This window comes from Rhodococcus sp. ACPA1 (genome assembly GCF_002300195.1).
Taxonomy (GTDB): Bacteria; Actinomycetota; Actinomycetes; order Mycobacteriales; family Mycobacteriaceae; genus Rhodococcus_F; species Rhodococcus_F opacus.
This window is the reverse complement of record NZ_NSDX01000010.1, coordinates 34,226-54,559: the sequence shown is the minus strand read 5'-3', so window position 1 is coordinate 54,559 and position 20,334 is coordinate 34,226. Positions and strand designations below refer to the sequence as shown.

Here is a 20,334-nt window from a genome sequence, read left to right as displayed (position 1 = left end):
GCACAACAACGATGAACACCCCCCGCACACGGCGAGGCACTCACCGCTCAATGAAGCTGGCCGGCGCCGGTATTGCCACGCTCGCCGTCCTGGCCGCCTCGGCCTGCTCGGCCGCCGACTCGCCCACCTCATCGGCAGATCCTGCCTCGCCGGTCGCGAACCTGGCCTCCGGTGATCTGTCCCAAGGTGCCGACAACTTCTACACCAGCGACCAGGTCACCATGGAGAAGGTGACATTCAAGAACCAGTACCGGATGGACGTCTCCGGCAACCTGTTCGTCCCCAAAAACCTCGACCGCAACACCAAGAACGCCGCCATGGTGGTCGGGCACCCGATGGGCGCGGTCAAGGAGCAGAGCGCCAACCTCTACGCCACCAAGATGGCCGAGCAGGGTTTCGTGACGCTCTCGCTGGACCTGTCGTTCTGGGGTGACAGCGCCGGCGAGCCCCGCAACGCCGTCGCCCCCGACATCTACACCGAGGACTTCAGCGCCGGCGTGGACTTCCTGCGCACCCAGTCCTTCGTCGACACCGAACGCATCGGCGCGCTCGGAATCTGCGGCAGCGGCAGCTTCGTCATCAGCGCCGCGAAGATCGACCCCCGCATCAAGGCCGTCGCCACGGTCAGCATGTACGACATGGGCGGTGCCGCCCGCAATGGGCTGGGCCACTCGGTCACCCTCGATCAGCGCAACGCCGCCCTGGCGCAAGCCGCAGCCCAGCGAGACATCGAATTCACCGGCGGACCCACCGAATACACCGGCGGCACACCCGAACAGCTGACCGATCAGTCCGGCCCGATCGAGCGCGAGTTCTACGACTTCTACCGCACCGCGCGCGGCAACAGCCCCGACACCACCACCCAGCCGACGCTGTCGAGCAACGTCAAGTTCATGAACTTCTACCCCTTCAACGACATCGAGACCATCTCGCCCCGCCCGATGCTGTTCATCGCCGGCGAAAACGCGCACTCACGCGAGTTCACCGAAGAGGCCTACCGCCTCGCCGGTGACCGCAAGGAACTGATGATCGTGCCCGGTGCCGGTCACGTCGACCTCTACGACCGGGTCGACATGATCCCCTTCGACAAGTTGACCGAGTTCTACACCCAGAACCTCACCTAACGGGTGGGCGGGCAGTGACCGGACCCGGTTGAGTGCTCGTACCCCCACAGAGGACCCACCGAGATGCCGGCGTGCACCGACTACGCACGCCGGCATGTCCCTATCACCATCAACCTCGACGCGTGACGGCAGGGACACCGAGACACATCCACAGGTGCACGGACAAAACCCTTCTCGCGACGACACGCCCGCACCGCACCGCGGTTGCCGAACCGGGGTGACGAAGTACGGACGGAAGGACACCGATGACTGGGAACGGTGCCGACAACAATGAACGAGCGGGAACGATCGCGATCGGACTGGCCATCGCGATCACCGCCCTCCTGACCTACCTGGAGGCACTGGCCTGTTGACTGCTCAGGTCGGCCCTCTCACGACCCGAGCCTTAGCAGGCTCTCGCCTACGCAAGGCACCGTAGGCCGCAAGTAGTCCGCTACACGGGGTGCAGCTAGCGGCTGGCTCCGAGTCAACTCGTTCGGCTGCGACGCCGACACCAGCATCGACGGAGACAGCGTCATCATCGGGGAGAACGTCATCGGTGAAAGAGGGAGATGTCGTCGGGGTCGCCCCCCGACATGCCCTAGCAGTGATTCTCAGAGGAGGACCACTCTACCGGGATGACTGCGCCGTGACTGCCTGACGTTGCTCTTGCAGTTGATGTCTCAAAACATCGATAAGGGAGCAGAGGAAGGTTAACCGCAGAAGGGTCATCCGCCGACCACTCGATGTCGAAGATGCCACCAGCGAGCGAAGCCCGCTGAGGATCATTCGGCCGGCACGGGAGTAGCACTCCCACACCGCCGTCGATGTCGCAATCCTGGGCGGAGGGTTGAGTGGTGAATCGGATGCGCAGAGCGTGCCCAGGCTCGACCGACCAAAGATTCGGGTGCAACGGAATACTGAACAGTTGCTGCTGTCCCGGCGTCAGGTACGTATCCTGAGACTGGGTGGCGTAGGGCCGAATGAGTGTCCCGTTGCTGTCGCGCCACGTGTGATCGGAATCTAGAGCACTCTGGCTGCCGAGAACGACACCGAAAGTGATCGGAATTTCAGTGCCGTCTGGCGCGACGTCCAAAAGAGTCGCTATCAGTGCGAGATTCGTGGTGTTGGTTCGGGCGAAGACCTCGACACTTGAGGGACCGGCTAAAGTCACGCCATTGGTGAATGGTGCTGTCGTAAAATTCAGAACTCCATCAGATTCGGTTGGTGGCGTCCAAGCAATCGTTTCGCGCCCCGGGGTGGTCGCGAGGCCGTTCGCCAAGGTGGCGGCTGGGCCAAGGTAGAACGGGTCATAATCGGAGTCCAATGGGTAGGACGCCGCGTTAATCCAGCGTTCGCTTCCCTGCTCGTACAGATGCATAGGCTGCTCCGTGCGGTCGATGCCAGTCGCCTCATCCTTGAGCCAAGTGTCGTACCATCTCAGCATGACGGCAGGGTCCAGACCTTCAGTGTGGTGCCAAGGGCCTACGATCAGCTGGTACTTTCCCGATGCCGAGTCAGAGAAAGCAGGACCGTTGGTTGACTCCACGCGGACAGCTGCATTCTGCATTGCCGCATACATTTCCAAGGCTCCACGTCGCCCGACATCACTCCAGCCCGTCCACAAAAGCGTCGGAATGTCGTTATCGACGATCTTTGTTGCATAGCCAATCGGCTGGCGTTCTTGCCAGAACTCGTTGTAGGCGGCCGGCCCACCCGTGCGCAAATCGTTTGCCACTACACCGAAAGCATCTCGGGCGGAAGGCTGGTTCCCTACGAACTCGCCCATTTGATCATAAAGGACCGAATCACCTGTCGGAATACCTCCTACGAGCGACATCTCGCGAATGTAGTCCCATCCAGTGCACGCCGGGATGATGGCCTTTAGAGGCGAGCCCTTACCAACCATGCCGGCTGTGGCAATCAGTGCCATGCCAGGGTAGGAACAGCCGTAGCCGCCCACCGCGCCATTAGAGCCGTCCAATTTTCGCGCCGCCCACTCGACGATCTCCACACCGTCGGCAGCATCGCGCCCGGAAAAGAGTCCAAAACTACCGCCCGAGTCTTGGGTACCTCGGATCGAAACACTGGCAAAGATGTATCCATGCTGTGTGAATAGTTTGCCGTGTTCGACCGCATACGGCTCGGTATCGGGAGCGTACGGCGTAATATTCACTATTACGGGAAAAGTTCCCGGAGCGCGTTCTCCGGTAGCCACATCTGCTGGATATTTGACGGTCGCGTCGAGGACGACACCGTCATCCATTCGCACCGGAATGTTGTCGGAAACGACCTGTCCGTACGTCGCAGGGCCCAGTTCCCAACCTTCTCCAGACGAAGGCGTCTTGAGGGGGCCCTCGGAGGATTCCGCAGTGCACCCTACGGCAACACTGGCGAGGACGACAACCACACTGAGACACAGTCTAATACGCCGCAGACTGGGGAATTTCACTCGGCGATCCTCTCGCGATTGATGTGTCGGTCGAGCCGATTCCGGCGACGGCGGTCGAGCGCATGTCGAGGAACGACTGAAGCGTGGAAAACCGGAAGGCCGAGGGGCATCAGCCGCATCTTGCCAATCGATTGGTGCCGACTTTACCGCCGCAAAGGCGCCCGCAGCAAGGCTCCGCGTTGACTCATCGGAAATCCCGCGTAGGTCCATTCGTTGCCTCACCTGATAATGCCCGCGTAGCGGCGTGTCGGTCGGGAGTTCGGGTGGTGGCGGTAGGGCCGGATGATGGGACTGTCGAGGGCCGAGCGCAAAGCTGTGCCGAAGACGATCGCGACCCGCTACACGCGGGCCGACAAGGTCGCCAGGGAATCATCCTCGACGAACTGTGTCGCACGACCGGCTGGAACCGTGACCACGCTCGCATAGGTACTACATACGGTGTTGATCCCTCGCGTCGTCACAGCACGCGCACCTCGGCCCGCAAAATACGGACCGAAGGTCATTGCGGCGCTGGTATTCTTCTGGGAATGCCCGCCGGCAAGCGCCTGGCACCGACACTGCCCGAGTTGGTACCACTGTTGCGTCGGTTCTCCGAACTCGCGATCGACGACGACACGGTAACGCTTGGGCGGTTGTCTGATAGTGGCTTCACCAGTCGCGGCGGCGCCGGAGAGGTTCCCGCAACAGCTCGCGCGACCCTCGGGCGAAGACATGGGTGGCCCGTTCACGAGAGCTACCGGAAGGGACTGACGCAGAGCCCGCGCCCTATGTCGAGCAGAAGGCTTGGCCGTGAACCATAAGCGCACACAGAGATTGTGGCCCGAGGAAGGCTTGAGACGTCCGGTCAAAGTTCGCTAGAAACGCCGAATCGGCGAGGGTCGCAATCAACGGTTGCGGGCCACGGATCCGGACCAGATGTTGGCGTTGGACTTCCAGGTCGATACCACGGTCGACGGCCGACAGGTGCGGTTCCTCCATATCGTCGACGAGTTCACCTCAGAGGCCCTTGCGACGCAGGCGTTTCGGTCCTGCAGCACGAATCAGTTGATCGAAGTGCTCAAGCGGGGTACGCCTCGGGTGATCGGAACTCGAGCGATCCCTGTGGTCGGTAACTGTTGTACTCGAGCCTCCAATCGTCAACAAGGGCCTGCTCCTCGGTCAGCGATGGAACACCTCGCAGGCGAGGAATTCGTTGGAATTGAGAATGGGGCCCAGTCATGTCTTCTATAACTTCATCGTGGTGGAGACTTTCCTCGCCGCCGACGTCGATGCACACGAGTTCTGGACAGTGCAGACTCAATCATCCGTGACATGAGTTCGCGCGCGGAATTGGGCAATTCTCGAAACTCGCCGGATGTACACGACGTGCGTCCCCGACGATGGACGCTCGGTCCGCATACACGGGAGTAGCCCCTCTGCACCGGGGTGCCCGACGACGATCATCGAACACCCCGGCACGCCACAGGACTCCAAGTCTTAGAGATCCAGCACCAACCGCGTATCGTGACAACGCGAGACACAGATCATCATGGTGTCGTTCGCTTCCTTCTCCTCGTTTGACAGGAGTGAGTCACGGTGGTCGACGCGCCCCGCCAGAACAACGGTTTCGCAGGTTCCGCACGTCCCCTCGCGGCACGTGAACGCTGGCGCCAATCCATCCGCCTCAAGAGCTTCCAGTACGGAACGCCCCGCAGGCACGATAACGGTGCGGTCACTGCGCTCAAGGCGAACCTCAAATTGGATGTCCAGGGCATTCTCGATGACTTTGGGACTGAACCGCTCCGAATGGGGCGCTGCCCTTCCCTGATGCGAGCATGCCGCCTCAAGGGCCGTCAACAGCGGCTCGGGACCGCATGCGTACACCTCCGCACCCCGTGGCGTGTTCGACAGAACTCCGTGGAGATCGAGCAGTCCGAACTCGTCTTGTGGCTGGAGGACGACCCGGTCGCCGTATGCCGCCAATTCGTCCCTGTAGGCCATCGAGGCCCGAGTCCGACCTCCGTACAGCAACTTCCAGTCTGATCCGGTTCGCTCAACGCTGGCGATCATCGCTAAAATCGGGGTGATGCCGATCCCGCCGGCGACGAAGAGATAGCTTTCCGCGGGAACCAATTCAAAGTGATTCCGCGGTGCGCGGACTATCAGCTCGCGCCCCGGAACCGCAATATCGTGAAGCAGTTGCGATCCGCCGCGGCCATCCGCCACCCGCAGAATCGCAATGCGATACCTATCGCGATCGCGGGGGTCACCGCACAACGAATACTGCCTAGTCACAGAATCGCTGATAACGACGTCGATATGAGCGCCGGGCCCCCACGCCGGCAACCCGTCGGTACCTGGCGCCGGCGTAAGGGTGAGGGCTATGACGTCGTCCGCGACATCTAGACGCTCGTTCACCAGCACCGCCATATCGGACGTGCGGTCAGCACGGGCAGGCTTCACCGTGACACCTCCGCTGTCGCTCACCAGTTCACCATCGCTCTCATAACGTGACACGGACGTGCGCCGAGGCGTGCGTGAGCACGCCTCGGCCACGACTATCGCCCAATCGCCTCGAGGTATAGCCGCTTGAAATTGCGGTTGATGGTCTCGTAGACATCGTTGTAAGGACCAGGCTCGTATGCGGGAGACTTGAGACCACGCTGGATCAACTCACACAGGTCGTCATCCTGTTGACGGGTGACAATGCCGACTTCGCGCAGATGCGCGAGGTCGTAGTCGACGCCCTCGATTGCGTCTGCGTTCACAAGGCCGATGACGCGGGACTCGGTCGTCGTTGGGGTAAGTGGCTTGTAGGTCGTAATTTTGACAAAGTCGGGCAGGACGACCATCTCCAGCGAACCCGTGTGCCAAGACACGTACGAGGCTTGGGTCGGCGGGCTGTCGGGATCGCCGAGCATCTTCTTGACACCGAACTTGCCGTCGATCGTCAACGACTCGTCCAGGAGCGGGTAGTTATCGGTCCAGTCGAAGTCCCCGTCGGGGATCGTGTCCCCGAGCGGCCCGTCGCGCTCGACGCGAACTACCTTACTGACCTCAGGATGGTTCACAGCACAGTGATAGCACTCTAAGCCATTCTCCCACAGCACTTTCCAGTTGCAATTCAGAATCTTCTTCACGTCCCATGCCACCCGAGTGTGCTCGAGCCTGTACTGGCTCAGATCTGCTGCGGCGAGATGCTCCGCGACGGTGGTTTCCGGGTTTTCACTGAAATTGACGAACACCAGACCAGCCCAGACGTCCACTGCTGCCCTCTTTAGCGGATAGGCGGACTTGTCGAAGTCAGCATGCATGCGAGGCGCGGACATGAGCTTTCCGTCATGATCGAAGGACCACGCATGGTACTGACACACGATGGCACGCTTGCAGTTCCCTTCCTCCGCATCCACGAGGCGTGATCCCCGGTGACGACAGACATTGTGAAGGGCGTTCAGGTCACCGGAACGATTTTTGGTCACGATCACCGAGTAGTCGACGAAGTCGAACTTGATGAAGTCACCCGGGTTTGCAAGCTGCGATATGTGCCCGACATAGTGCCACCGCTTGAGGAAGAATGTGTCCAGTTCCCGCTGGAACCAGTCCGGGCTGACATAGGCATCACGCGGTAAACCAACGTTCGGCAGATCCTTGATTGCAATTTCTGAAGACGCGGTAATAGTCATCGTTCAGTCCTTTCGTGCACCAGTGTGCAGTATGTTCATGGTCCACACCCCAATCAGGGGCAGAGCCCTCTCCCGATCACGGTCAGGTGAGGGCGGGCGTCGCCAGTTCCCGCTCCGCGCTGCTCTGCGCATCCGGCAGAAGCGTTGCAGCACCGAAGTCCCACGAGATGGTGACGTCGTCGCCGCGGCGAAGCTGATCGCCGGTCACCGCAGGCTCTCGCACCGTGATCCGGCCGTGCCCCGGAACATCGATTTCCAAGCGGCGGGTGGCGCCGAGGTAGACAAGATCCGCCACCACGCCCGGCAGCGAGCATCCGTCGGAGGCATTCGTGCAGTTCGAAGCGCCGACTCGGCAGACCTCCGGTCGCAGGAGGAAGGACGCCGACACTCCGATCGGAGCATCCGTTCTTTCGACGCGAACTCGTGAGTCGCCGATGGCGACGACAGCCTCATTGCCGATGTCCTCAGCGGGTCCGGTGAAGATGTTCGACTCACCGAGGAAGTTCGCCACGAAACGGCTGGCCGGCCGACGGTACAGGGTTTCACCCGTGTCGCACTGCTCGATCCTGCCCTCGTTGAACACCGCGATACGATCCGACAGCGTCAGCGCCTCTTCCTGATCATGCGTGACGAGCATGATGGTGACGCCAAGCTCTCGGTGAATGCGGCGGATCTCCCCTTGGAGGGAGTCACGCAGCTTCTTGTCCAGTGCGCCGAGCGGTTCGTCCATGAGGAGAATCGGAGGGTCGAATACCACGGCCCTGGCTAGGGCGACTCGCTGCTGTTGACCGCCAGAGAGCTGCTTCGGGTAGCGATCACCGAACTCTCGGAGATGCACGAGATCGAGTGCCAGACCGACCTTCTCCTTGATCTGTGCCCGAGTCATCTTCCGCCGCTTGAGTGGGAAGGCGATGTTCTCCGATGCCGTCATATGCGGGAATAGAGCATAGTTCTGAAAAACCACGCCGATGTTGCGACGATGCGGCGGACGAGAGCTGATCGACTCTCCTCCGAGCAGGATCTCTCCCGCTGTCGCTGGAGTGAAACCGGCGATCATGCTGAGCGTCGTCGTCTTTCCGGACCCACTGGGGCCCAGCAGGGTGACAAACTCGCCCGGCTTAATGGACAGATCGACCGACTTGACCACGCCATTCTTGCCGTAGTTTTTGCTGAGGCCTACGAGGTCAAGGGCAACGCCCGCCCCGCTGTGCGTTTCAGACCGCATTCTTCTTACTCCTTGTGATACGTACGGCGATGACAGCAAGGAACAGCGCCACAGTCACGCCGCTCGCCAACGCTGATGCTGCAGCGATTGTCGGATCCGAGTCCCTTGCGACGCTCGAATACATCTGGACCGGAAGGGTGGTTTGAAGCGGCGAGGCGAGAAAGATCGACACGAGGGTTTCGTTGAAGGACCCCAGGAAGGCCAGCAAAGCGCCCGTCGCCACACCGGGCAGGATGATTCTGAGCGTCACCAGCATGAAAGTCGTCACCGGCGGTGCGCCGCACGAGGCCGCAGCCTGTTCGAGGCTTCGATCCAGACTCTGTAGTGAAGAGGTCACGCTGATCACCACGAACGGCAGCACGAGCACTACGTGAGCCAGAACGAAACCGAGGACAGTGCCGGAGATCCGCCACTGGAGGAACATCGAGTACATTCCGATGCCGGCGACGACAGCGGGAACAACGGTGGGAAGGAGAATGATCGACTGGATACCTGCGACCAGACGCCGCGACTTGGACCGATGGAGCCCCAGCGCAGCTATAGTGCCTAGGACTGTCGCCAGGACCATGACGATGGTGGCTGTTTGCAGGGAGTTCAAAAAGGCGTTGTACCACTTGGCGTTCTGGAAAAAGTTCTCGTACCACTGCAGTGACCATCCAGGAGGCGGGAACACAAAGCTTCCCGCGCTCGTGAAGCTCACGATCGTCACGACGACGATCGGCGCCACAATCCATACGAACACGATGGCTGCCCAGACGGCCAGCAGAAACCTGCTTGGAGCTATGCGCGACACGAATTAACTCTCCCTCGAGTCGGTGCCCAGGGACGTGATTGCCGGCCCGACGAACCGTCTTCCTGCGAGCAACAGAACCGCGGTGGCCACGATCATGACTGCAGCTATGGCACCGCCACGACCCCAGGACAACAGCGTGCTGATTTGTGTATAGAGGAACTGTGACAGAAGTACCTGGTTGGGCGATCCCAGTAGGTCCGGGGTGACGTAGAAGCCGAGCGAGATGACGAAGACCAAGAGGCTTCCCGCCAGAACCCCCGGAATCGAGAGCGGAAAATACACCTTCAAGAATGCGACGGCAGGACGAGCGCCCAGGGTGTGTGCGGCACGCACAAGACTCATGTCGATTCTGCTCATCGTCGCATACAGCGGCAGCACCATGAACGGAAGCATCGCCTGAATCATCGCGATGGTCGCGCCGGGTACCGATCCCGAGAGTTGCAGCTGTTCCAGCCCCAGAGAACGACCGAGCTGGTCCACCGGTCCATTGTCCTGCAACAGGATCACCCAGGCGAACGTCAATGCCACGGGCGACGAACAGAACTGCACCAGAACCACACCGAGGAGAACCGTTCGCCACATCGGCTTCGCGACGGTGATGAGGTAGGCGTAGGGGTAGGCGATCAGGAGGCATCCGATCGTGATCGCCACACCTGTGACCAAAGTTCGGACAAGAATGGTGACGTTCACTGATTCGCCGAGAAACCACGTGAAGTTGTCGAATCCGCCGACCTGGGGAGCCTGGAAATCCGTGAAGCCCCGCCGCAGCGCCTCGAACGTCGGCCAGGCGAAGAGCACCGTGATCATCGCCAACGCCGGTAGCGCCAGCCAGAGCCAGTCCGATGGCAGCCTCCTGCGGTGCTTGGGTCGCGACGACGATTCCCCTTCGCCGTTGGGTCGAGCGTCGCTGGAGTGGCGACCGTCGACGTCAGCTGTAAGTGTCATGGCGTCAGCCCGCCTGCCAGGTAAGCCATGCCTGGTCAACTCGGTCGTTATTCTCGCTCCACCACTTCATGTCTACGATGTGCGTGTCATCCAGATGGCCGGACTCTGTCGCAGAGAACTTCCTGCCGAGCTCGTCCAGTTCGACACTGGAGCCTTCGACGGTCGGTGCGTACGGAACTGCTTCCGCCAACTGCTCCTGTGGCGCGGGCGTCGCGATGTAGGAGAGGAACTTCTGTGCCGCCTCCTTGTTGGGAGCCCCCTTTGGGATGGTGAGCTGATCCGTTGCTCGCATCGCGGTGTTCCACACGGGCGCGTACGGTGCGCCGTCCTTCGCGGCGGTATGCGCCCGGCCGCTATATACCAACGCCATCGCAACCCCGCCCGAGTTGAGCTGCTCGGTCGACTGGGCAGTCGTCCCGTACCACGAGACGTCGTTCCGCAATGTGGCCAACTTCGCCATCGCGCGCTCGTAGTCGAGTGGGTAGAGATTCTCGGGCGCGACACCGTCTGCCATGAGAGCAAGCTCTAGCTGTCCTGGCACTGCATAATCCCACATCCCCCGCTTACCCGGGTACTTCGCGGTGTCGAAGAAGTCCGCAATCGAGGTGGGTGGATTGTTGCCGAATAGGTCCTCGTTGTAGACCATCACGAACGATTGCTGCAGCACCGGCAGCCCGCAGTCGCTGAAGATCAGATCCGGATCGATCTGTGACATGTCGACAACGGTCCGGTCAATCGGTTCGAGCAGTTCACCACATTTGGCGACAGCGACGTCGGTAGCCACCTGTACGACGTCCCAGGAAACGTTGCCCGACTGCACCATTGCCTGAAGCTTGGCGTAATCGGTCGGCGAGTCCTGAACCACCGTGATGCCGTTCTGCTCCGCGAACGGATCGGTCCAGTACTGCTCCTGAAGCGCCTGACCGTCGCCCCCCCACGACACAAATGTCATCGCATCTTCCGCTCCAGGCGACGCGCCACACGCGGTGAGTAGAGCAACGCTCCCGGCGAACGCTGCTGCAGAGATAGGCTTCTTCATGTTTCTTCTCCTGTCGACGCTGCGGGACGGCCCGCCGGTGGGGTGACCGTCGCGTCCGCGGTTACTGGGGGATGCTCACATCGCAGTGCAATTTGGTCGGACTCTCGCCTGTCCTGGTGTGGCGGCTTTCATCCTCATCACTGATCGCTTTGCCAATCGATTGGTATCGACCATAGCTGTGATGTGTGTCGCACACAAGTCCGAGAGTGAGTGTTTACGTGGACGCAATTGAAGCTGAGCTAATGAAACAGTTCTGCAACAGATGCTCCCCCGCCCTCAGTCTCGCCGGCGCGTCACTTTCGTCCTTAGATATGTCCGCAACAACCGACACCTGGAGCCGAACGCCGCGCGAAATTTGCGCGCTGCCGCAGCTGCAGCCGCGTGTGACATCCCAAGATCCAAGGCTGTTGATTCGCTACGCAATCCGATGCTCAACCATCGACTGCAGCGTGGCCTTCAGGTATCGTTCCAAACGATTGGCAAGGGTTGGCCATCGTTTCCCGAATCCCCTCTGGAGCCCGCCCTGTCATCCTCGACTGCCATCTCGACGAAGGACAATCATGAACTCGATTACGGCCAACGCGCTCGTGTTCACTGCCCAAGGGAACCTCGAACTAGACGTCGTGGACATCCAGGCGCCGGGCCCGGGCGAGATCCGCGTGCGGCTGAAGGCCAGCGGCGTGTGTCACTCCGACCTGCACGTCGCCAACGGAGACTGGGGCTCAAAGGTTCCGACGGTTCTCGGCCATGAGGGGGCCGGAATTATTGAATCGGTCGGCCCCGGAGTATCCCCAGACCGAGTCGGGGAGCACGTCGCACTGTCCTGGTTCGCTCCCTGCCTCAAGTGCAAGTACTGCGTCAGCGGTCGGCAGTGGGCGTGCCGCGACACTACCGCCAACGACGCGGTTATGGCGGACGGGACCACCCGCATCCGCCGAGCAGGTGCCAGCATTCACGCCTTCCTCAACGTCGGCAGCTTTGCCGAGTACGCGGTGGTGCCGGAGTCCGGCGCCATTACGATCCCCGCCGAGCTTCCGTTCGAGATCGCCGCACTCATCGGGTGTGCTGCAACCACCGGAATCGGGGCGGTGCTCAATACAGGCAAAGTGCCGGCGGGGAGTTCCGCCGCGGTTGTCGGATGTGGAGGTGTCGGACTATCGGTGGTGATGGGCCTTGCACTTGCCGGCGCCAACCCGATCATTGCAGTCGACATGTCCGACGAGAAGTTGGCAGCAGCCAAGGCGGTCGGTGCAACGCACGTCATAAATGCCGCCGACGGAACGGTCGTGGAGCAGATTAGGGAGTTGACCGACGGCGGCGTCGAGTACGCCTTCGAGGCAGCGGGGCGGGTGGACACCGCCGAGCAGTGCGTGTCGATGACATGTGCCGCAGGAACCGCAGTTCTGGTGGGCATGCCATCGGGCGGTACGGCCCTGCCTTTGAACCTGCTCGACGTGACCCTCAACGGCAAGTCGGTCGTGGGATGCAGCTACGGCGGTTCCACCCCGTCGCTTACCTTCCCGATGCTGGCGGAACTGTACATGTCGGGTCGGCTTCCCCTGGACAAGCTGGTGGGACGTCGGATCGAGCTCGGCGACGTGCCGCATGCGTTCGAGGAGATGAAGGTCGGACGCGGCCTCCGCTCGGTCGTCTGCTACTGATCTGCAGAGCTCGAGTAACTACTTGACTCTGCCCGCCCACCGGCTCGGTGGGCGGGCAGAGTTTGTCTCTGACCTTAGTGAAGGTCAGCGGCCGGCGAGGAGCTCGGCAAGGTGGAGCACCTCGGTGGCGGGGTGGAGGTTGTCGATCTGGGTGCGGCAGGAGAATCCATCGGCAAGGACAACGGCCTGAGGGGGGAGGGTGCGCAGCGCCGGGAGGAGCTGCGTCTCGGCTACCGCTACGGACACCTCGTAGTGGTCACGTTCGGCACCGAAGTTTCCGGCCAGGCCACAGCAACCACCGACCGTCGTTACCTTGGCGCCGGCTCGCTCCAGAAGTGCACGGTCGGCGTCCCAGCCGATCACGGCATGGTGATGACAGTGGGGCTGCGCGGTGATCTCCAGGCCTGAGAGGTCTGGCGGGGTGTAATCGGCGTCCGCAGAGAGTAGTTCGGCCAAGGTACGCACTGCCGAGGACACCTGTGCCGCGTCCGAGGTGTCGACGAGCTCGACCAGATCAGATCTCAGCGCGGCGGTACAGGACGGTTCGATTCCCAGCACGGTGGCGCCACGCTGTACATAGGGATACAACACGTCAACCGTGCGCCGCAGCCGCCGCCGCGCTCCGTCGAGTTGGCCGGTCGAAGTCCACGTCAGTCCGCAGCACACCTCGCTTGCGGGCAGATGGACCGCGTATCCCGCGTCGTTCAGAAGGTCGATGGTGGCTGTTACCACCCGCGGATTGAAGCTCGAGCTGAAGGTGTCGACGAAGAGAACGACCTCTCGACCTGGCGTGTACTTTCCGACACCCGGTGGTCCAGTCTTCACCGCAGCCTTGAACGCGGCCCTGTCGGTGGACGCGGCCAACTGAGGGATGGAGCGTCGTGCGTCGATACCCGCGAACCACATCAGCGGCCGGTGCAGAGGCTCTACGCTGCTGAGGCCGTTGAACAGTGCTGGGAGGCGACGCGCGAGACGCAACCACAACGGCAGCCAGCCGAGCGAGTAGTGCGAACGCGGGCGCAGCCGCCCGGCATACCGAGCGTTGAGCACCTCGGCTTTGTACTTGGCCATGTCGACACCGGTCGGGCAGTCCGACTTGCACCCCTTACAGCCCAAACACAGGTCCAGCACATCGCCTACTTCCGGAGACTGCAAACCGTTCGGACCGAGCTTTCCCGACACCGCGTCTTGGAGCACCCGTGCCCGCCCGCGAGTGGAGTCCTTCTCGTTCCTCGTGGCCTGGAAGGATGGGCAGATGACGCTGTCAGGTGCCGGGTTCGCTGCGACACATCGTCCGACGCCCGTGCAGCGGTGCACGGCATCGAAGAGACCGGCCGAGTCGTCCGGATAGCTGAACGCCGCGGAGCGCGCCAGGGGCAGTGGCGTCGTGTAGCGGATATCGGCCTCCACCGGAACGGGATCGACAACGATTCCGGGATTGAGCAGGTTCTCGGGATCAAAGTGCGCCTTGACCTTCCGGAAGACGTCGATGGCTGCAGCCGAGTACATGTGCGCGAGCAGCTCGCCGCGCGCTCGACCGTCACCATGTTCACCCGACATTGATCCCCCGTATTTGGCCACGAGTGTCGCTGCATCGTCGAGGAAGTCCCGATAGCGCCGGCGACCCCCACTGTCGTCGAGGTCGAAGTCGATGCGTACGTGTACACACCCGTCCCCGAAGTGACCGTATGGGACACCCGTGAACCCGTGGCCGGTGAGCAACTCTTCGAAACGAGTCAGATAATCCGCGAGGTGCTGCGGAGGCACTGCCGCGTCTTCCCATCCTGCGTGGGCGGGGCGGCCTGTGGACGTACGTGCGACCAGACCAGACCCGTCTTCACGGATCTTCCACAGGGCAGCCATTTGCGCCGACGAGGTCACGACCCGATGGTCCAAGGCCCGGCTGGCGTCGGCCACAGCGTCGGCCACAGCGGCGAGGGCAGACTTCTCTTCGCCGACCACTTCGACGAACAGCCATCCGGCGCCCTCTGGAAGGTCGCGTACTGCAGCCGACCTGTCCGCGACTGCGTTCGTGATGCGACGGTCGAGGCCTTCGCAGGCAACCGGAGAAAATGGAAGGATCGCCGGGACCGCGGCGGCAGCGGCGATCATGTCGGGGAATCCAAGCACGACCATGACTTTGTGCGCAGCGTCGGCAACGAGACGGATATCGGCCTCCACTACCGTTGCCAGCGTTCCTTCGCTGCCCACCAACATTTTCGTGACGTCGAAGCCGTTCTCAGGAAGCAGGTTTTCAAGCGCGTAGCCCGAGACTTGCCGCCCGAACCGGCCGAACTCGGTGCGGATGGTGGCTAGCGAGTTCATCGTGGTGGTTTGCAATCCCCGCAGAACAGATGACCCGTCGCTGGATCCGTCTGCGAGGCTTCCGAGGCGGAGGTGCTCACCCGTACCGGTCACCACATGCAGGCCGTACACGTTGTCGCTGGTGCGTCCGTACCCCAGAGCCCGCGAACCGCATGCGTTGTTTCCGATCATTCCGCCGATCGTGCATCGAGAGTGGGAGGACGGATCTGGACCGAAACGCAGACCGTACGGGGCTGCGGCTCGCTGCAGCGTCGCGTGTGCGGCGCCCGCCTGTACTCGAGCCCGGTTGCTCTCGAAGTCCACGCCAAGCACGCCGTTGAGGTGTCTCCTGTGATCAACCACGAGTCCGGTGCCGATGGCGTTGCCTGCGATCGATGTGCCGGCGCCGCGGCTGGTAATCGGGATGCCGTGTGCGGTGGAGACCGACATGATGGCGTCGATTTCGTCGATGGCCCGCGGGAACACCACAGCGCTCGGTGGTACCCGGTAAACCGAGGCATCCGAGGAGTACAGCGATTTGGTCAGTGCACTGTCGTCGACCTCGACTCCCTGACGCCGTAGCGCCATCACTGCCTCGACAACCGCGGCGGGTGCGGGGTGCGTCACCGAGGAGATCATCTTGTCCGGTCCGCGTCCGCAGTCATCGGGAGAAGACACAGAGTCGCTCCACGGTGAGTGCGGAGGCGGTCGACTCGGGCCCCTCCTTGGTGTTTCCGGAGTTCCGGAGTCCTCCGTAGGGCATGTTGTCGGCGCGGAACGACGGTGCCTCGTTCACCAGAACCGCGCCGAAATCGAGTCTGTCGGTGGCCGCCAGGGCCTTGTCGAGGTTCTGGGTGAAGACGGCGGCCTGCAGGCCGTACTGTGAGTCGTTCGCCATGTCGATCGCTTGGTCGAAACTCTCTACTCCGACGACACTGACCACCGGGGCGAAGGCTTCCTTCTGAATGAGATCGCTGGACTGCGCAGCGTTGTTCACCACGGTCGGGGGTACAACCCCGTCGGATCGGCGTTCGCCGCCGGAAACGACTTCCGCTCCTTGCTCGGTTGCGGAACGTATTGCTGCAAGGGCGCGTTCGGCCACCCGGTTGTCGATCAGTGGGCCGCACACGACCTGCTCGTCCCGTGGGTCGCCGGAGACGATTTCACCGGTTCGTGCGACGAGCAGGTCGAGGAACTCGCCGTGTACGGCGCGATCGACGTAGATCCGCTGGACCGAGACGCAGGTCTGCCCGGCGAAGACGAACGCGTTCGGAGCGAGGAGATTCGCTGCTCGTTCGAGGTCGGCGTCGGGCTCGATGATGGCCGGACTCGCGTTTCCCAACTCGAGGAGGACCTTCTTGCGGGGGGCGCTTGCCGCGATGTGCCAGCCGACCTCGGTCGACCCGGTGAAGCTGATCGCCGCGACTCGCGGATCCTGGACGATCGAGGCGCTGATCTCTGCCGGCTCCCCTGGAACCACCGAGAGGTACCCAGCCGGGAGACCTGCGGCAGTACAGATGTCGGCGAGCACGAACGCGGTGAGCGGGGACTGCGGGGCAGGCTTCAATACGACCGGGCATCCTGCAGCCAACGCCGGAGCCAGCTTGTGAGCAACCAGATTGAGTGGGAAGTTGAACGGCGTGATTGCGGTGACGACCCCAATCGGGCGGTTTACGGTGTAGGCCAACTTGTTCGCCCCCGCAGCCGTGGCGTCCATTGCGACCATATTTCCAGTGCGTGTTCGCGCAACAGCGGCCGACACCCGGTACGTGCTTGCTGCCCGGACAACCTCGGATCGTGCCAGGGCGATCGGCTTACCCACTTCGGACGAGATCAGCAGTGCCAGCTCCTCACGCCGGCGCAGCAACTCCTCGGCCACCCGGTCGAGAACTGTGGCCCGCTCGTGTGCGGGGATTGGAGCGTCGAGCGCGGCATGGGCTAAGCCGACCGCCGCGGTGGCCTGCGCGGCGGTCGCTTGGCCGACACTCCCGACTGCTTCGCCGTCGTACGGGTTTGTGACATGCGCCCGACTCGAGGTGGAGATCTCCTCGCCACCGAGGAGGACGCCGCGCTCGAGCACTTGGCGGGAAAGGGCAGTGGTGAGAGACATTGATGCAGATCTCCTTGAGAGGGTTTGGTGGCCGGGACGCGTCTTACTCGGGCAGCGACCCGAACATCACGTGCCGCGCCTCTGTGTACTCGTGGACGATCGACGTCGACAGGTCTTTGCCGCCGCCGGAGGCCTTCCCTCCACCGTGCGGGAACTCGGGAGTCACGCTGAGGTGGTGATTGACCCAGACGCAGCCGAATTCCAGCTCGCGAGTGAAGCGGAGTGCTCGGTCGATGTCGCGGGTCCACACCGATGAGGCCAGGGCATATGGGGTGCCGTTCGCGAGCTGCAACGCCTCCTCCGCGGTCTTGAAGGACTGCGCCGTGACCACTGGTCCGAAGATCTCGTTCTGCACGACCTCGTCGTCCTGTTGGACTCCGACCAAGATGGTCGGATCCACGTAGTAACCGGGCAGCGCCCTCGCAGCGTCACCCCGCAGCACGTCGACGTGGTCCGGGCAACGGTCGAGAAAGCCAAGCACGCGTTCGTGTTGCCGAACATTGTTGACGGGGCCCAATCGGGTTGCGGCGTCACTGGTGAGACCCATTGTCATGCTTGACGCGGCGGCACGGAGTTCGTGGAGGAAGCTGTCGAAAATCGACTCGTGGACGATCATTCGCGCAGCCGCGGTGCAGTCTTGCCCCGCATTCCAGAAAGACGCGAGAGCGATGAATTGGGCGGCCGCCGCGGGATCGACGTCATCGAACACGACGACAGGTGCTTTCCCGCCAAGCTCCAGATGGGAGTGCTTGAGGCCCCGCGCGCTGAGCTCGGCAACACGACGACCTGCCGCCGTCGATCCCGTGATCGACACCATCTTCACCAGCGGGTGCCCGACGATCGCCTCACCGCAGTCGGCTGCGCCGGTGACGACGTTCAGAACTCCGGCTGGGAGGAACTCCGCGGCCACCTCGGCCAGAAGCAGGGTGGTCAGAGGGGTGGACTCCGCCGGCTTGAGCACGACAGTGTTACCCGCGGCCAGCGCGGGGCCGCACTTCCACACCGCCATCATCAGCGGGTAGTTCCACGGGGTGACCTGGCCGACGACGCCGAGCGGATCACGACGTAGGTAGGAGGTCGTGCCAGCGAGGTACTCCCCCGCGGTCGCGCCGCTGAGGGTTCGCGCCGCCCCCGCGAAGAAGCGGAGATGATCAACGACGGTCTCGATCTCTCCGCGTGCTGCGGTGATCGGCTTACCTGCATTACGGGACTCGAGCTGCGCGAACTCCTCGGCCCTGGTTTCCACCGCTTGGGCGATCCTCAGCAGCGCGGTGGAACGCTGACTCGGCGACACACGTCGCCATGTCCCGAACGCGCGATCGGCGCTTCGCACGGCATGATCCACATCCGAGGGCGAGCAGCGCGGGACGACTGCGAACTCCTCGGTTGTCGAGGGATCGACGATGCGGTCGACGTCCTCTGAGGTCGGGACGTAATTCTTGCCGTCAATGAACGGGTAGGCCGTGCCGGTATGCACCATGGGTTTGATCACCATTCTGTCGTCGGAAGGTTTGTTGCAGGTGACTGACGAGGGCGCTGACCAGTGCGAACGGAAGCAGATCGACTGCTAACGCCAATCGTTTGGCATGCTTGCCCAACGTATGCGATGGATACGGGGTGCGCAAGGCTCGCGCCAGACTCAGCTCCTGCCGCCGGCTGACGACGCCCGCACACCAAGCTGGGCGTAGCCTGCCTGCAGCGCTCCCGAGAATCTCCAGTCCAGTGGCCACGGCCACGATGCTGCTTCGCGGGCGAGGGCCATCGGCGCACCCTCGTCGACCAGCCGGCGGATCGAGTCAGCAGCGCTGGCGATCTCCAGTTGCTGACCTCGCGCCCAGGTCAGATCGGCGGGTTGCCCGTGTCCCGCAAGCACAACCGACCGCGCATCCAAGAGTGCGAGTGCAGAATCGAGGGCGCTCGCCCACTCCAGCGGATAGCAGTCATCGATGTAGACCGGTGGGCCTGTCGCTTCCAGCAAATCACCGAACTGCATGACGTTGGCATCAGGCACCCACACCACGAGGTCCCCGGCCGTGTGGCCGCGCCCTGGATGAACAAGCTCGACCCGGCGACCACCGATGTCGACGGTCATCCGATCGTCGAAAAGGTGGTCGGCGGGAAGGACGGGCGTTCCGAGGATCTCGGACGTCCGCGGATCCTTGGTCGGGTCCGCCGCATGCTCCCGCCGGTACCGGTCTTTGAACAACTCCGCGGACACAGGAGTGCGCTCGGCCGCACGACGAGTTGCGTAGATCGGGATGTTGTCGCCGCACACGGCTTTCGCGGTTGCGTTTCCAAAGACGTGGTCGAAGTGCTCGTGAGTGTTCACGATTGCGAGGACGTCGCCGCGGCCGAGTCGCCGAACGTCCGCCAGCACCGCGCGTGCCGCCTCGGCCGAGGAATGAGTGTCGACGAGGAGAACACCGCCGCCGCCCTCCACCAGTGTGACGTTGACGTCGTGCCACGCGTAGCGAGCCATCCAGACGCCGTCGGCCACCTCGTGGAAGCCCGTGTCATACTCGATCTTCATAGCGAATCCTATTGTCTTGCAGTGACTGTTAGTCAGCTGAGGCGTTCGCGCATCATCGCCATGCCCTGGCTGCCGCCGACGCACATGGTCTCGACGCCGAAGGCCTTGTCCTGCTCAAGTAGGTTGTTCAGCAGGGCGTTGGTGATGCGGGCACCGGTCATGCCGAACGGGTCACCGAGCGCGATCGCCCCGCCGGAGATGTTGATCTTGTCCTCGTCGAGGTCGAGGTCGTCGACCTTGGCCGGGTCGAGCTCCGGCACCTTGGCGAGGGCCGCGGCGACGGCAGCCAGGTCTGAGGTCGTCCCCCGGGAGTGGACACCCGATTTCATGCGGCGACTGACAGCGCAGACGACGCGATCAGTCGTTGATCGAACTCCTCTGGGGTGAGGTGTCCGAGGGCGGAGTGAGGCGACGTCGATTGAAGTACGAGAGCCACTCCCCCACCCGCACTTTCGTCGTCCAACCCGATCCGTGCAGTCGGACCTGGCAGGAACACTGCAGGTAACATAT

13 protein-coding genes and 2 pseudogenes are annotated in these 20,334 nt (G+C 62.6%); 2 read left to right on the top strand and 13 right to left on the bottom strand.

The features are described 5' to 3' along the window. Positions 1 to 11: 11 nt before the first annotated feature. Entirely contained in the window at positions 12 to 1,124 is a 1,113-nt protein-coding gene (locus CJ177_RS36015; RefSeq protein ID WP_095870047.1) for an alpha/beta hydrolase, read from the top strand. Positions 1,125 to 1,704: 580 nt separating this feature from the next. Here CJ177_RS36015 and CJ177_RS36010 read toward each other — a convergent pair. The 7 genes from CJ177_RS36010 to CJ177_RS35975 form a co-directional block, all read right to left on the bottom strand. Further along, positions 1,705 to 3,369, bottom strand: coding sequence for a CocE/NonD family hydrolase (locus CJ177_RS36010; protein WP_164060177.1), 1,665 nt, complete (start codon positions 3,367 to 3,369; stop codon positions 1,705 to 1,707). 1,662 nt (positions 3,370 to 5,031) lie between these two features. Next, positions 5,032 to 5,964 carry a PDR/VanB family oxidoreductase gene (locus tag CJ177_RS36000; RefSeq protein WP_095870044.1) on the bottom strand — a complete coding sequence of 311 codons (933 nt, stop codon included), beginning with the start codon at positions 5,962 to 5,964 and terminating at the stop codon, positions 5,032 to 5,034. A 128-nt stretch (positions 5,965 to 6,092) separates the two neighbouring features. Next, positions 6,093 to 7,217, bottom strand: coding sequence for an aromatic ring-hydroxylating dioxygenase subunit alpha (locus CJ177_RS35995; RefSeq protein ID WP_095870043.1), 1,125 nt, complete (start codon positions 7,215 to 7,217; stop codon positions 6,093 to 6,095). An 82-nt stretch (positions 7,218 to 7,299) separates the two neighbouring features. Beyond that, the gene (locus CJ177_RS35990) at positions 7,300 to 8,442 is read right to left on the bottom strand and encodes an ABC transporter ATP-binding protein (RefSeq protein WP_095870042.1); all 1,143 of its coding nucleotides are present in this window, start codon (positions 8,440 to 8,442) and stop codon (positions 7,300 to 7,302) included. Further along, positions 8,432 to 9,235, bottom strand: a complete 804-nt coding sequence (locus CJ177_RS35985; RefSeq protein WP_241031764.1) for an ABC transporter permease — start codon at positions 9,233 to 9,235, stop codon at positions 8,432 to 8,434. Before CJ177_RS35985 ends, CJ177_RS35990 begins: the two co-directional genes overlap by 11 nt. Positions 9,236 to 9,238: 3 nt before the next feature. Further along, positions 9,239 to 10,180, bottom strand: coding sequence for an ABC transporter permease (locus CJ177_RS35980; RefSeq protein WP_095870041.1), 942 nt, complete (start codon positions 10,178 to 10,180; stop codon positions 9,239 to 9,241). 4 nt (positions 10,181 to 10,184) lie between these two features. After that, positions 10,185 to 11,219, bottom strand: coding sequence for an ABC transporter substrate-binding protein (locus CJ177_RS35975; protein ID WP_095870040.1), 1,035 nt, complete (start codon positions 11,217 to 11,219; stop codon positions 10,185 to 10,187). A 560-nt stretch (positions 11,220 to 11,779) separates the two neighbouring features. Here CJ177_RS35975 and CJ177_RS35970 point away from each other — a divergent pair. Next, entirely contained in the window at positions 11,780 to 12,880 is a 1,101-nt protein-coding gene (locus CJ177_RS35970; RefSeq protein WP_095870039.1) for a zinc-binding dehydrogenase, read from the top strand. A gap of 84 nt (positions 12,881 to 12,964) precedes the next feature. On the opposite strand, the gene CJ177_RS35965 is transcribed toward CJ177_RS35970, so the two are convergent. The 6 genes and pseudogenes from CJ177_RS35965 to CJ177_RS35940 all read right to left on the bottom strand — a co-directional run. Next, positions 12,965 to 15,823, bottom strand: coding sequence for an FAD-binding and (Fe-S)-binding domain-containing protein (locus CJ177_RS35965; protein WP_179443382.1), 2,859 nt, complete (start codon positions 15,821 to 15,823; stop codon positions 12,965 to 12,967). Between the two features lie 22 nt (positions 15,824 to 15,845). Then, positions 15,846 to 17,294 carry an aldehyde dehydrogenase family protein gene (locus CJ177_RS35960; protein ID WP_095870038.1) on the bottom strand — a complete coding sequence of 483 codons (1,449 nt, stop codon included), beginning with the start codon at positions 17,292 to 17,294 and terminating at the stop codon, positions 15,846 to 15,848. A 43-nt stretch (positions 17,295 to 17,337) separates the two neighbouring features. Further along, positions 17,338 to 18,774: an aminobutyraldehyde dehydrogenase gene (locus CJ177_RS35955; protein WP_095870037.1), complete on the bottom strand. Its 1,437-nt coding sequence runs from the start codon at positions 18,772 to 18,774 to the stop codon at positions 17,338 to 17,340. Between the two features lie 159 nt (positions 18,775 to 18,933). After that, complete coding sequence (locus CJ177_RS35950; protein ID WP_095870036.1) at positions 18,934 to 19,824, bottom strand: MBL fold metallo-hydrolase; 891 nt, start codon at positions 19,822 to 19,824, stop codon at positions 18,934 to 18,936. 32 nt (positions 19,825 to 19,856) lie between these two features. Next, a pseudogene (locus CJ177_RS35945) lies at positions 19,857 to 20,054 on the bottom strand (acetyl-CoA C-acyltransferase); the annotation flags it as partial. 95 nt (positions 20,055 to 20,149) lie between these two features. Further along, positions 20,150 to 20,301 (bottom strand): annotated as a pseudogene (locus tag CJ177_RS35940) (IS3 family transposase); the annotation flags it as partial. Between the last annotated feature and the right edge of the window lie 33 nt (positions 20,302 to 20,334).

Coding starts and splice junctions, on each gene's coding strand:
- CJ177_RS35980 (WP_095870041.1), bottom strand. CDS start 10,180: ATGACACTTACAGCTGACGTCGACGGTCGCCACTCCAGCGACGCTCGA.
- CJ177_RS35970 (WP_095870039.1), top strand. CDS start 11,780: ATGAACTCGATTACGGCCAACGCGCTCGTGTTCACTGCCCAAGGGAAC.
- CJ177_RS35960 (WP_095870038.1), bottom strand. CDS start 17,294: ATGTCTCTCACCACTGCCCTTTCCCGCCAAGTGCTCGAGCGCGGCGTC.
- CJ177_RS36010 (WP_164060177.1), bottom strand. CDS start 3,369: ATGGATGACGGTGTCGTCCTCGACGCGACCGTCAAATATCCAGCAGAT.
- CJ177_RS36015 (WP_095870047.1), top strand. CDS start 12: ATGAACACCCCCCGCACACGGCGAGGCACTCACCGCTCAATGAAGCTG.
- CJ177_RS35955 (WP_095870037.1), bottom strand. CDS start 18,774: ATGGTGCATACCGGCACGGCCTACCCGTTCATTGACGGCAAGAATTAC.
- CJ177_RS35965 (WP_179443382.1), bottom strand. CDS start 15,823: ATGATCTCCTCGGTGACGCACCCCGCACCCGCCGCGGTTGTCGAGGCA.
- CJ177_RS35975 (WP_095870040.1), bottom strand. CDS start 11,219: ATGAAGAAGCCTATCTCTGCAGCAGCGTTCGCCGGGAGCGTTGCTCTA.
- CJ177_RS35990 (WP_095870042.1), bottom strand. CDS start 8,442: ATGCGGTCTGAAACGCACAGCGGGGCGGGCGTTGCCCTTGACCTCGTA.
- CJ177_RS35950 (WP_095870036.1), bottom strand. CDS start 19,824: ATGAAGATCGAGTATGACACGGGCTTCCACGAGGTGGCCGACGGCGTC.
- CJ177_RS36000 (WP_095870044.1), bottom strand. CDS start 5,964: ATGGCGGTGCTGGTGAACGAGCGTCTAGATGTCGCGGACGACGTCATA.
- CJ177_RS35995 (WP_095870043.1), bottom strand. CDS start 7,217: ATGACTATTACCGCGTCTTCAGAAATTGCAATCAAGGATCTGCCGAAC.